The sequence below is a fragment of the Mesorhizobium sp. B283B1A genome (assembly GCF_020165735.1).
GTDB classification, from domain to species: domain Bacteria; phylum Pseudomonadota; class Alphaproteobacteria; order Rhizobiales; family Rhizobiaceae; genus Mesorhizobium; species Mesorhizobium opportunistum.
On record NZ_JAIUIQ010000043.1, the window covers coordinates 1 to 11,641 of the forward strand.

Genomic DNA, 11,641 nt, shown 5'->3' on the forward strand with positions numbered 1-11,641 from the left:
TCTCCCGCTACCACTTCCAACCCACTATCGTACGTAACGGCGGCGTTGAAGCGGCTGCCTAGTCCGGTGGGCTTTTCAGTATACCGTGCATTGGGAAATGCGGCCCCGCCTATAAGGACGGCAAGCTTGCCCTTGACCTCGATTTCGAAGCCCTCACGTGCCCGCTTGGGGTGCACGGTGACACTATGAACAAGTCCTCGAAGGTTTTGGATCAGCGGGCCACGGTCGTCAGCAGCAGTTGCGTGGTCGGCCAACGCCTTTGAAAGGCCGTCGACGGTTTCGATGTAACGCTGCAAGGTCGCAGGGTGGAGAGCTACGGGTGACGGCGGCTCATCGAGACCGGAGAGCTGTGCCTCTACCTCGGAAAGCTGCGTCTTGAGTTCTGCAATACGCCGCTTGGCATCCTCTTCGGCAATGACGCTCCTGATCACAAGATCGATCGTGCGCTGCCGTTCGCCTTCTATCCGATCGCGCTTGCCTTGCAGCGTTGTGCGCATCGCATTCGCCTGTGCGGACAATTCTCGGCGCTCTTGGTTGTATCTGCGGATGTATGCCTCGATGAGGTCGGGGGCTTTCAGTTGGTCGCGCATGCCATCAAGGACCGCCTTTTCGATCTCGGGCAGATAGATGATGCGCCGATTGGAGCAGCTCCCGCTTTCTCGAACTGCCGAGCACCGAATCCGCGTCTTGCCTGTCTTATCACGATCGTGAACCGACAGACCTGAACCGCAAACGCCGCAGCGGAGCAGACCGGACAACAGGTGAGCTGGCCGACGCTTGACATGGGAGGTTGCGTTCACCCTCGCTGCTTTGCGAGCCTGCGCCTTGTGCCAAGTTTCGTCTTCGATGATGCGCAAATGCGCAACTTCTTTCGTCTGCCATTGGTCCTTTGGATTTGGCCTGGAGACACGCTTGCCAGTATCGGGGTTCTTCACCATTCGGACCTTGTTCCAGACGATCCGACCGACATAGAGCTCGTTGAAGAGCAGACCTACGCCGCGCTGTGCATTTCCGTTGATGGTGGAACCGTTCCACCGTATCCCCCGCGGTGGCGCTATCCCATCCCGGTTGAGGTCACCGGCTAGGTCACGTGGAGCGCGACCGGCCGAATAAGCGGCAAAAATACGCCGGATAACGTCTGCCTCCTCTTGGACGATCTCGAGTTCGCCAGGATGGCCCAAGACCGGTCGATAGCCATAGGCCCGGCCTCCGGCATGACGTCCATCACGGACGACTCCAGCCATACCCCTACGGACTTTCTTTGCGCCATCCTCCCTCTGCATCTGACCGACAAGTCCACGAATACCAATCAGCACCGCATCGGCGATACCGTCATGAACAGCCTGGATTTCAATGTCGAGAAAAGAAAGACGTTTGTGAAGACCTGCGAGATCCGCCATGTCGCGCGATAGGCGATCGAGCGCCTCGACGACGACGATGTCGAACGCGTTCTGGCCCGCAGCTTCCATCAGGCGCATCAGCGCGTCGCGACCCAATATAGATGAGCCGGAGCGCGCCTTGTCCTCGTAGACCGCAACGATAGCCAGACCGTTGCGCGCTGCGTAAGCACGGCACAGAGCAATCTGGTCTTCAGTGGATTTTTCGTTCTGCAGCTCGGTCGAAAAGCGTGCGTAGACAGCGGCCCGCCTCATGTGTCGGAAGCCTTCTTCTTGCAGCGATCTGCATCCATGGCAGCATTTCGGCCAGCCGAAGCGCCGACGGATTTGAGATGATCGCCTCTGGCATCGGCGATGGCGAGTGCTTCGACAAACTTAAGCATGGCTGTGCGAAGCTCCTCCGGCGTTACCGCTGGGGCGGTTTCGCGCAGCAATCCACCATCGCGTCTGTGTCGTGCCGACTTCACGAAGCCGAGCATCACTAACACGACCGGCGATAAAAGGGGCACACCCCTTCGATCGTGCACTTGGGACCCTTCGTCGCGGAAATCGGATAGTCGCCGAACTGGCGAATCTAGATCGCACGGGCTGCAGCCGTGCTGCTGGGAAGCCTATGGCAGGAACTTGGGATGCGTTCGGAAGCTTTTTCATGCAACGCTCCCGTCATCGCCATAGGCAACGACAGGGCCACTTTTTCCCTGCCTGCGGCGATGTAGCCGTTGTCGAGGTCTCTTCGGGAAACACTCGCTCGACCATCCCCTCCTTGGCGGTGCGGATCGAAGCGACAGCGCGAACTTCGCCATTCCAGCCGTCGAAGGGAACTCGTTGAGCTTTGCCATAACTGCCGGTCAAGCCGGCCTGCATTCGACCGGCATGGGTTCGCTGGACCTTGCGCTCTCCTGCTTTGGGTCGATGACTGCCAGTTCCTCTCCTAATGCTGCGATTAAAGACGACACCCGACCTCGCACTCGCGGATGGAGATGCACAAGCCTTTCAATCAGGCGTCGACCTTCCGCGCTGGCAATAAAATTAATGCGTTCGTCGACCGGCAGCGGAGGAGGATCACGATCGGTCTCATTGCCCGGCAAGCCTTCGAAGAAGCGGCCGACCGGAACACCTAGTGAACTAGCGATCTCGTAGAGCATGGAAGCGCTCACGCGGTTTCTAGCGTTCTCATATTTTTGAAGCTGCTGAAAACTGATGCCTATAGATCGGGCAAGCTGGGCCTGCGATACGTCCGACTGCACGCGAACCGCGGCGATCTGCCTGCCCACATATTGATCAGCAGGGTGCGGACCACCCTCGATTCCATCGTTTACCGGTGCGTTGAAGACGCTGCGGCGCCCTGGCTCCGCAAATGCTTTTCGGAACTGCATCAGTCGCTCCATGTGTAGAGAGTTTGTCTCGGTAAGCCCCCGCGAAAATCACCAAACCGACGAATGATCGCGTTTTCGGTACCTTATTGCCGAATTTCAGCTCGAGACTTTCTGCTCTCTAATCCGAGTTATATCGTCTAACGCCGAGCGGATCTGTGGCCACGGCGGCTCACTGTCATGTAGCGAATACTCCCCTTCCCTAAGCGCTGCATTTAGCTTGGCGGCTATACCGGCGAGCGACGTTGCAGGAACTTGGGATAAGGCTTCGAGTAATTCCTTCGCCCGCTCGCCAGCTTCGCGCTCAGCAAGTAAGGCTGTCGAATAGCCAATCTCCCTAGCGGCGGCATCCCAGCGCGCCTGATTGGCTACGATTTCAGCTTCAGCCTGGGTACGGGCCACTGTGTTAGCCGGACGAACACCGAGCAATTCCTGGAGGGCTTCAACGGAGTGAACTGTCACGCTCTCTCCGTCGGACAAGGTAACTGTCGTGCAAGGGAAGCCAACACTCTCGATAAGTACCCTCTCCAGCCGCTGCTGCTGATTGCAAAGCCTTTCAGCCTCTTCCCAAGCCGCCTGCCATCGTTTCCACACCGCCACCGCAGGATCAATGGCGTCATCACCCTCCAAGTCGATGCGAGCAAACGATGTAGTCTGCGTCGCCGCCATTGCGGTTGCTGTTCCCGAAAGCACCTTCCTGCGGGTGACGAAAGGCAAAGTCGTGTTATTGTCGGAATCAGCCATGATCCGAGCTCCCAGAAGCTTAGGCGTGGTCAGGCTAGGCATGGTGCGTCAACACCGCGTCTAGCCGCGCCCCAGACCAACGGCCAAGGGTATCCACTGATACCTTTGGATCATAACGCAATGATCTAAAGGGATCAAATAGAAATTGGTGACAGCAGCACAAATGCGAGCGGCTCGAGCGTTGATAGCTCTCTCACAATCGGAGCTTGCCCGTAGGGCTGGTGTTTCTATTCCGACGGTAAAACGTTGTGAGAGCGACAGTGGGCGCGCCGCCGTCGTTTCCGATGAAACCCAAGACAAAATTCGTGCTGTTCTTGAGGCCGAGGGTGTTGAATTTACGAATGGCAATCATCCGGGCGTGAGGTTGCGGCGACCGTGACTGTGGCGAGACGCGTGGCGGCCAATCAGACGAGTTGCGAAATGGCCGCAACGGGGCCGACAGCAGATCGTCTAATTAACGACGGATATTGCAGAAAGCGGTCGTTCCGTTACCGACACATAACCAACCGGCAGTCTGTCGTTAGATTGGTCCACAGCAGACCTGCATCCCGCCGCGGCATTCATGCTGTCGCCTTGCACATCAGACAGCTGCGCTTGAGCGCGCCGCGCTTGCAGCCTGCACCTGCTAGGCGGCAACCGCCTTGTCCTCGACGAACAGTCGCGGATCCCATCGGCCCGTCGTCTGCCCCATGGCATTTCGGCCCAGTTCGATCACATTGAGCCGATCGCCCTCGAAAGCCGGACTGAGCTCCAACGCAAGGTAATCGAACAGCGAACGCTCGTGAACCGCAATGATGACCTGACGCTTCATCTGCTTGGAGACCATCCGTAGCAAGGCGGCGAACTGGGCAATATGGACCTCGTCCATGCTCTGGACCGGATCGTCGATGACCAACCAAGGAAGCCTGGCCTTCACCGACAGGTGGAGAGACAGAAACAGGGTCAGCGCCGCAGTGTTGAGATTGCCCGAGCTCAGCATCGCCCTGGGGTTGCCGCCTTTACCCCCTCGCCTGTGGTGCGTCTCCAGCACCGCCTCAATATCGCCGCTGGTACCGTCGGGAATGGCGAATGCAGGGATGAACGGCTCCTCAGGCGCCAAGCGTACAAACAAATCCCGCCACGTCGCATTGAGCTCATCGTTGAACACCTTGCGAACGACCTGCCCGCGCGCCTCGCGGGTGTTCCTGACGAGATCCTTGGCGGTGTCGATGATCCTGTCGGATGCTCCCTTGCGCTCCCGGAGCGAGGCGAGCCGGTTCTCGAGAGCCTGCCGTCGGCGTAAGAGAGCGTCCCGCGCGTCGTCCTCCGCAAGCAGACGCTGGGCGAAGCGCGCTCCTCCCAGATGTGTCTCCTGGAGTCGGCGCGCCTGGTCGTGCTGCAACTGAATGCGATCGCGCACCGCGCTCAGCAATGGCTCGGTGGCCATATTCTCGTCGAACGAAATTCCCGCCCGCCGGGCAATATCCTCAATAGCCTGACGCCGGACCACGATCGAATGATCGGCGTTCTGGAGAACGAACAACCGCCGCGCCGCCTCCGCCGCAGCGCTTCGCAGCCGATTTCCGACCTGCATCTGCGGCGCCAGATCCTCCAGTCGCTGCCTGATTTCAGTGAAATCAGCGGCACGCGACTTGAGCTGGGACAGTTCGGTCTCGGGTATGATGGCGGTGACCAAGGCAGACAGCTGTCGTTCGAGATCTGCGATTGACGCGTTCGTTGTCGACCGATCGCGCGTGAGCGCCTGCAGCCTGCCGGCATGGTCGATTATAGCCCCGACCTTGTGGGCGATGTGGGTGGCGAGCGGAACCTCGCCAACGTCAGAGAAATCGCGATCGCAGACCGGACAGATGTCTCCGTGGATGTGAGTACTCAACTCGGAGAGGGCGCGCGCCATCGCCTCGTTGGCACCGGCCGCCGTATTGATCTGCTCGTCGAGACGTTTCAACCGCGTCGTGGCTTCCGCCAGTGCCTGCTCCATCCGCGCCCGTTCCGCTTCGGCCTGCTCGTGCCTGCTCAGCAGATCCGATATCCTCTGCAACTCCGGGCCTAGTCGGACGGAGATCAAGCGACCTCGCTCCGAGTAGTCGCCGGAGGTCGCCGATGCATCGGCGAAGCCGGCCTCCGCGCGGCCCAGCACGGCCTCGATGTCGTCGGCATGCTCGGCGGCCCACGCGTTCGAGGCCGCCTGCGCGTCCTGGTTGGACCTCTCGATGGCCGACCTGTCGAGAGACGGGTCGGCGTCGCTCGTGCCGACAATGCCGGCGCCGGCCACGTCAACCTCGCGCAAGAAGGCGAGTAGATTCCTCAGTATGTCCTCGCCATAATTTCCGGCCAACGCCGTATCGATCTCATGGCGCGACGAATAGATCGGCTGGGGAATCTGCGCCGAAGAGAAGACCTCCTCGAGTTGCTTGATCAACTCGGCGCCGCGAGCTACGGAGGCCTCAACCTGTCTGACCAGATCGGCGATCTCGGCCTCGGCGCCGGCGATCTCCTCGCGGACAGCGCCGTAGTCGGGCACCGGCGCTTTGAGCCGAGTGATGTTGCCCGCAGAATGCAGCCCCTCAATCACCGCTTCCATGCGGTCGAGCCCCAGCAGCTCCTTGACGAAGCGAGTGAGTGGCGTATCGGACTTCTTCTCCGAATGCTGATACATCTCTAGCAGGCGACCCAGCGTAGACTGCGCGAGGAAGCTGCGCTCGCTAAAGAAGGTGGCGTCGTCCACCCGGAGGATCGGAGTGCCCCTGATGCCTCCTGTCGTGACTTTTATCTCGCTGTTCGCGGTCGAGCCATCCGCAAGATCAACTTCGAGCCGGACTAGGCCATGCGGCCTATCCTTGTGCGGCAGGAACCTCAGATAATCCGGTTCGGCCCGCGACAAGGACGGCACCGATCCCGTCAGCGCCAATTCCAACGCGGAGAGCAGGCTCGTCTTCCCTGCGCCGTTCGGGCCATGGATTAGGACGATCGGCGCGTCTAGCGAGACGCTGACCTCGCCGTCTATGCTCCGAAAATCCTTCACATGTAGCGATTTAAGACGCATCTGCGGCATCCTCGTCGTCGGCGACCCGCAGCGATTGGGCGAGCATCTCGTGGAAGAGATCGCGCACCGCGTTCTCGCCCGATGCCGAGGCGTTCATCAGCGCCAGGGCGACGGGGTCGTTTGCGAGTGCGGCTTCGGATGCAGTGCCAAGATCGTGGGAGGCCGGATTGCTCACCGGAACGACTAGGGGCAGCAGGATCGCGAGCCGGTCCTTGAGGTCCGCTTCGTCTGCCGCTTCCCCCACGGGTAGGACGCGGCTCACCTGGGACAGCAACTCCATCGATCTTCCGACGGGCCTAGGTCCGACGATAACTGTCGTGAGCGATCGGCGCGACCGCACGACATCGAGTGCCCTCGCGATGCCCTCGATCTGCTGCAGGGCCTTGCGCTCGCCCTGAGTGGCGGTATCGACCATCACGACCAGATCGGCCGCGGTCTCGAGGCCCACGAAGGCGCCGGCGACGTCGAAGGTCAAACCCGCAACCTGCAGCGGCTGGGAAAGCCTCCGGTATCTCCGGCCGGTCAGTAGCTCGGCCACGCGCTCCGTCGGCGACGGCGTCATAGCGCGATCTTGCTGCGGAAACGCTCCATCAGGTCCTCCACTTCGGTGCCCTCTTCGAGGAGTGCCTGGATGCTCACCTCCCGCAGCGATGCCAGGCCCGTCCGCCCGGGCGCCCGCCTGGGGGTGCGGGCCTGCTGTGGCGCGATCTCGTGGCTATGCACGATCACAGCGTCGTCGTTGTCGGCTATTAGCCCATTCGTGCCCAATCGTATCGCTGCGTGCGGACCGGCGGCGAAATAGATCCTGGCGGGACCACTGCGACCATGCACTACGAATGCGCCGGACGCGTCGTCGGAGAGATCGGCAGCCTCTGAAGACCACAAGCCCCGCTGAAGTCCTAGCCCGATCAAGGACGAGGCAACGGCGAACTCTCCGAGACCGCTCGTGGCGAGGTTGGGATCGGCCGGCATCCGGTCGACCGGCTCCGGCGTCAAGGGTGAATAGAGCCCTTTGGCCGGAGTCGGAAGGCTGCCCCCACGGAGCATTGAGATGGTTCTGCCGACGTTCACAATCAGCTTTCGAACTAATTCAGGCGTCGGTGCCATGTGGCCGGCGACGGCATCGCGCGCATGTTGAAGACCGCCAAGAAGCTTGTTGCGGTCTACTGCGGGCAGACCTTCGAGACAGTGGGCCAGCAGGGCTTCGAGCTTGGCGACGAAAACGTGCAGGTAGAGCGATAGCAGCAATGGCTTCGCATAGGCCTTGACCAGCGCCTCGTCCTCGATCTGCGGCCTTGTGACGGCAGTGTAGGCGCCGCGATAGACGTTCTGTAGAAGGCCGGCTTGGTCGCCCCCAAGCGCGTTCTCGGAAAAGGCATAGGCGGGCGGACTCGACGGCCAAGGCCAGGCCATCTGCACGCGAGCGTGGACGAACAGGCTCTGGATGTTAGCGTCCTGCGCCGATAGCCCCAGCATCAGCGTGGGCTTGGTGACTATGAGGTGGGTCAGGAAGCTGGCCATTACCGGGCTGTCGGCGATCCAGCTATTGATCTGACTCTGCCGGCCGACCATCAGGTGCCGATAATTCGGGCCGTCGTCGTGCGCGGCCTGGGCGCATCCGTGGAACTTGTAAAGGTTCCCGCGTCGACTGTTCGATCGCACGTCGTCCGGGGCGATCGCCACCCGCAAGACCGGTTGGCCGCCGGCAAGGACAGCTATCGCCCTCTCCACGAGGGGGTCCCAGTTCGCGGATGGCATTTGCGACGCGACGCCCTCGCAGATAAGCGCGGCGAGGCAGAGATGCTCGGCATCCGGCTCGGCGGCCGGATTGGAATAGATCGTTGCGGCGTCGAGGACGTCCCAGAGCATGAAATCCTCGTCCTCGCCATCGACAGGGACGTTGAGCATGCGAGCATAGTTGTTGACGAGTCGCGAAGCGATAGCGTCGTAGACCGGCCAAGCGTCGGGCGCGATCGCCCAGTCTATGACCACCCACTCCTCCGGGCTTGGCGTGGTCAGTGACACGACCCTTTCGAGCGCCTTTCGATACCGGCAGTTGGGATCGGCCTGCTCGATCCTGCCCTGCAACGTGCACAGGAGCTTCTTCGCCAGATCCGACAGGTCGGGCATCTTCTCGCGGGAGATACCGGAACCCAGCCAGAAGACGTAGCGGTCGTTGGCGATACCGTCCGCCAAGGCGCGCTTGGGGCCGTCGAGCATCGCTAGGGTGTCCACGACGCTGATGGTTGCGGCAGGAGGAAGCGGCATCAGACGTTGCGCATCAATCTCGTCGGGCTACGGCAATCCATGGCACTCCCTCCCCAAGAGCAGTTATAGTCGCTCGTCTAACCCAAATCGAAGTCGAATCCTACGGGCGAGATCGTGATAACGCAACTTGCAGTAACAGGCCCAATTGCAAGCCGAGACTGTGCGATCGCCGCCAGCAACTGCTTCCGCCCGCAGCGGATCTTATCAGTGACACACGACGGGTGTCGCTGTCGTGGCACCCCAGCAGTTCGCGCACCCGCACACGCGTCCCGCGGCAGCTGGGCGTAGTTTGGAGTGTCAGTCCATCCGAATACCACTCGGCGCGCAAGTAGGGGTGCCGAACAGTCGTGATATACGGCAGCTTTCAAGATTGTCGAACGGCCGATCGAAGGACGAACATGCGGCGCATTGCTATCCAGAGATTTTGATTCCGGAAGTAGACAGTTCGCTCGCGAACGCTGATCATCGAGCCCGTCGCTCCCCGTGAAATCCAATTTGCAGGCGACTCCTCAAAATGAGAGAATGGCCGGGGCTTCCGTAGGTTTGCGAGTAGGTCAGCACGCGAGTGGCCGCGCTACTTCCCTCGCTTTTCAATTTTTAGGTTTGGGAGATCGGGTCGCTTGGATTTCACGCCAGCCTCCTTCAACGCCGTGTATCCTACCTTTTTAAGGAGCTTCTCTGTTTTGGCGCGCTCCTTGTTGAGAGCGCTCTCATCTTTGACATTGGGCATCCGTACTCCATTTGGTTTGCTGTCGTTCGCCACGTGCGCGATGTCAGCTTTGAGACCGCGGCAGAGGTTACGTCAATGACCGAGATTGGGCGCACACCAGACAGTCATCACCTGGTCGTCCGTGCGCCGGTCGCATCATCCCTTCCAAATCGTCGACCGGAGAACGGCCTGCATGTGCTCTGCGAGGTCGAGTTCACCGCGTGCCTCGATCTCTAAAAGATATCGGGCCTTGGCCAGGCGATCCCGCTCCCCAACAGCCGGATAGCCGCAGATGGCGAGCAGCGCCCTCTCCTCTTGCCGGCTGGCTCTGACGGGGTCGCCGCTGACACCGCCTAACTCGTGCAGGGCTTTGCCGAACTCAGCATAGGCTGTCTTGTGCGCCTCAATCAGCGCTCGAAGACTATTGGACAGTTCTTGGTCTCGGCTCGGCGGCTCTGCACCGAGCGCCGTTGCCGTCATCGACGAGGCGACGACTACGCTGCCGGAGTGGAGGAGCAAGGCGCGACGGTTGATCCTAGACATAGCAACCTTTCCCATTTGCATTGATGGCCATCACACCAGTGGCGTAAAACCATCGAAGCGTAACACGACGGTTTGCGCATTCGTGTCAGGATCAGCAGACCCAAGCAGTCGAAAGCCAGTGCGGCCGGACGATGCGTAGCGCCCGCATCTCGGATAGGATGCCGTGCCCGACGAACACTCCGACGGAACCTTGGATTTGAGGGCGGACGTGTCGCGACTGGCGCGCTTCCACTGGGCGTGAAGCCTACGCATCTGCAATGCGGAGGATGGCGCCAGCCGACAGGCCTGCGCTCGGCCGCCATCCTACGGCCGGCGCTGGCGACGTCGGCTCCACGGGCCGAAGTGACGCCTCTCTGCTGCAGCGGGCAGTTCTCCGATCGCGGGCACCTCAGGCTAGGTCGGCGAGGTGCTAACGCAGTCCACCCAACAGCTCGTTATCTAACGACGAGCGGCCACCTCAAGAACAATCTCTGACCCCGCCCTCCTTTCCCGGCCCCAGCCCCCACTACGGCCAGCCGGGGGACCACACATCGCACTAAGCTACGGACGAAGAACGGAAATCGACGATATTGGGAGGTGCAGGGAAAGCCCGCACCTCGCGGAAATCCCAGATAACCCACTGAAACAACACGACCGATCAACGCCGCACCTCGCGGCCTTTTATCTCGCCGTCTTATTTGGCCGTACTATTTGTGGTCGATTTCGTGCGAGTATTCGCCATCGCCATTTCTCCTTCATAGCAGTAAAAGGCCCGATTTTCCACGCCGAGCCGCGAGGGTCTGCGAAGCATTCGATATCAGGCACGCCGTGCACTCTTCCGGGCTCTGCGACGGGGCTGTGGGATTGCACATAAGCAGTGTTCGAACCGTCGCGGCACATGTCGCTATAGGATTTGCGGAGCAGCATCACAGCCATTCGTGCGTGGTCCGGTAGCGCCGGCCGCAGGCAGAATATCGTGCTTCCCGTTTCCAAGGCCCGTACCATCTCTCATCCGCTCGCGCGGAGCTCCTAGCTCATTCGTGCCGTCTCCAGGACGGCCGTGTGGATCACCTCGCCATGAATTAGCGTAGCTCAAGCGCCGCCCCTTTCGCGCATTCCGGGCGTCGATGTCATGCTGTTCGCGCGTCGTGTCGCCAACGTAGGACGTGCCGTCACCCCACATCGCAGCATCACGACGGCGAGTTTTCGCGCCACCGCGACACGCGCCTTGGCGTGGCATTTCGTCTTCGCAAGCCTAAGCCCCCAGGTCTTGATGAGATCGCTTCCCTTGAAGCGAGTCAGCACGCGCTGCGCCTCCAGCATTCGGGCCGCGTGATGCATCTCCAGGAGCACCATCGGCATGCCACGCGCCTGGAGTTCGCGATGCAGCCAGGCCGACCATCCGGTCGCCTCGTACCCGACCAGATGCAGCCTCGGCGCATAGGGCTCGAGCACGCCGAAGATCGCATTGGCGTCGGTCGGCGTGCTCATCTCCAGCACGACCGTGCCATCGCGCCGTTGATCAAGGGACTGTAAGCGGGCCAAGCCAATTACGTGGTTCGTCATGCTAACACCCTTAAATTCC

Annotated in this window: 10 protein-coding genes; 1 reads left to right on the top strand and 9 read right to left on the bottom strand. The window is 60.8% G+C overall.

The annotated features are described in order from the left end of the window. From LB577_RS27300 to LB577_RS27315, 4 genes are all read right to left on the bottom strand, one after another. The coding region (locus tag LB577_RS27300) for a recombinase family protein (RefSeq protein ID WP_224689676.1) at positions 1 to 1,652 on the bottom strand (1,652 nt) is incomplete at its 3' end. Next, the gene (locus LB577_RS27305) at positions 1,649 to 1,876 is read right to left on the bottom strand and encodes a hypothetical protein (RefSeq protein WP_224689677.1); all 228 of its coding nucleotides are present in this window, start codon (positions 1,874 to 1,876) and stop codon (positions 1,649 to 1,651) included. The genes LB577_RS27305 and LB577_RS27300, both read right to left, overlap by 4 nt. Positions 1,877 to 2,245: 369 nt before the next feature. Continuing rightward, the gene (locus LB577_RS27310) at positions 2,246 to 2,773 is read right to left on the bottom strand and encodes a helix-turn-helix domain-containing protein (protein WP_224689678.1); all 528 of its coding nucleotides are present in this window, start codon (positions 2,771 to 2,773) and stop codon (positions 2,246 to 2,248) included. 96 nt (positions 2,774 to 2,869) lie between these two features. Next, positions 2,870 to 3,514: a hypothetical protein gene (locus LB577_RS27315; protein ID WP_224689679.1), complete on the bottom strand. Its 645-nt coding sequence runs from the start codon at positions 3,512 to 3,514 to the stop codon at positions 2,870 to 2,872. A 163-nt stretch (positions 3,515 to 3,677) separates the two neighbouring features. Here LB577_RS27315 and LB577_RS27320 point away from each other — a divergent pair, with 163 nt between their 5' ends. Further along, positions 3,678 to 3,893 (top strand): helix-turn-helix domain-containing protein, encoded by a 216-nt coding sequence (locus tag LB577_RS27320; protein ID WP_224689711.1) that lies wholly within the window; start codon positions 3,678 to 3,680, stop codon positions 3,891 to 3,893. 246 nt (positions 3,894 to 4,139) lie between these two features. Here the strand turns inward: LB577_RS27320 and LB577_RS27325 are convergent, their stop codons facing one another. From LB577_RS27325 to LB577_RS33565, 5 genes are all read right to left on the bottom strand, one after another. After that, complete coding sequence (locus LB577_RS27325) at positions 4,140 to 6,557, bottom strand: AAA family ATPase (RefSeq protein ID WP_224689680.1); 2,418 nt, start codon at positions 6,555 to 6,557, stop codon at positions 4,140 to 4,142. Beyond that, on the bottom strand, positions 6,547 to 7,119 hold the full coding sequence (locus LB577_RS27330) for a hypothetical protein (RefSeq protein WP_224689681.1): 573 nt from the start codon (positions 7,117 to 7,119) through the stop codon (positions 6,547 to 6,549). The genes LB577_RS27325 and LB577_RS27330 overlap by 11 nt, the downstream gene beginning before the upstream one ends. Then, positions 7,116 to 8,777: an SIR2 family protein gene (locus LB577_RS27335; protein WP_224689682.1), complete on the bottom strand. Its 1,662-nt coding sequence runs from the start codon at positions 8,775 to 8,777 to the stop codon at positions 7,116 to 7,118. Before LB577_RS27335 ends, LB577_RS27330 begins: the two co-directional genes overlap by 4 nt. A gap of 913 nt (positions 8,778 to 9,690) precedes the next feature. Further along, positions 9,691 to 10,077 (bottom strand): hypothetical protein, encoded by a 387-nt coding sequence (locus LB577_RS27340; RefSeq protein WP_224689683.1) that lies wholly within the window; start codon positions 10,075 to 10,077, stop codon positions 9,691 to 9,693. A 1,071-nt stretch (positions 10,078 to 11,148) separates the two neighbouring features. Beyond that, positions 11,149 to 11,622 carry a hypothetical protein gene (locus LB577_RS33565; protein WP_411969343.1) on the bottom strand — a complete coding sequence of 158 codons (474 nt, stop codon included), beginning with the start codon at positions 11,620 to 11,622 and terminating at the stop codon, positions 11,149 to 11,151. Positions 11,623 to 11,641: the final 19 nt, after the last annotated feature.

Bases quoted from the DNA above. Each gene is read 5' to 3' on its own strand.
- LB577_RS27335 (WP_224689682.1), bottom strand. From the start codon at position 8,777: ATGCTCGACGGCCCCAAGCGCGCCTTGGCGGACGGTATCGCCAACGAC.
- LB577_RS33565 (WP_411969343.1), bottom strand. From the start codon at position 11,622: ATGACGAACCACGTAATTGGCTTGGCCCGCTTACAGTCCCTTGATCAA.
- LB577_RS27330 (WP_224689681.1), bottom strand. From the start codon at position 7,119: ATGACGCCGTCGCCGACGGAGCGCGTGGCCGAGCTACTGACCGGCCGG.
- LB577_RS27325 (WP_224689680.1), bottom strand. From the start codon at position 6,557: ATGCGTCTTAAATCGCTACATGTGAAGGATTTTCGGAGCATAGACGGC.
- LB577_RS27310 (WP_224689678.1), bottom strand. From the start codon at position 2,773: ATGCAGTTCCGAAAAGCATTTGCGGAGCCAGGGCGCCGCAGCGTCTTC.
- LB577_RS27340 (WP_224689683.1), bottom strand. From the start codon at position 10,077: ATGTCTAGGATCAACCGTCGCGCCTTGCTCCTCCACTCCGGCAGCGTA.
- LB577_RS27315 (WP_224689679.1), bottom strand. From the start codon at position 3,514: ATGGCTGATTCCGACAATAACACGACTTTGCCTTTCGTCACCCGCAGG.
- LB577_RS27320 (WP_224689711.1), top strand. From the start codon at position 3,678: ATGCGAGCGGCTCGAGCGTTGATAGCTCTCTCACAATCGGAGCTTGCC.
- LB577_RS27305 (WP_224689677.1), bottom strand. From the start codon at position 1,876: ATGCTCGGCTTCGTGAAGTCGGCACGACACAGACGCGATGGTGGATTG.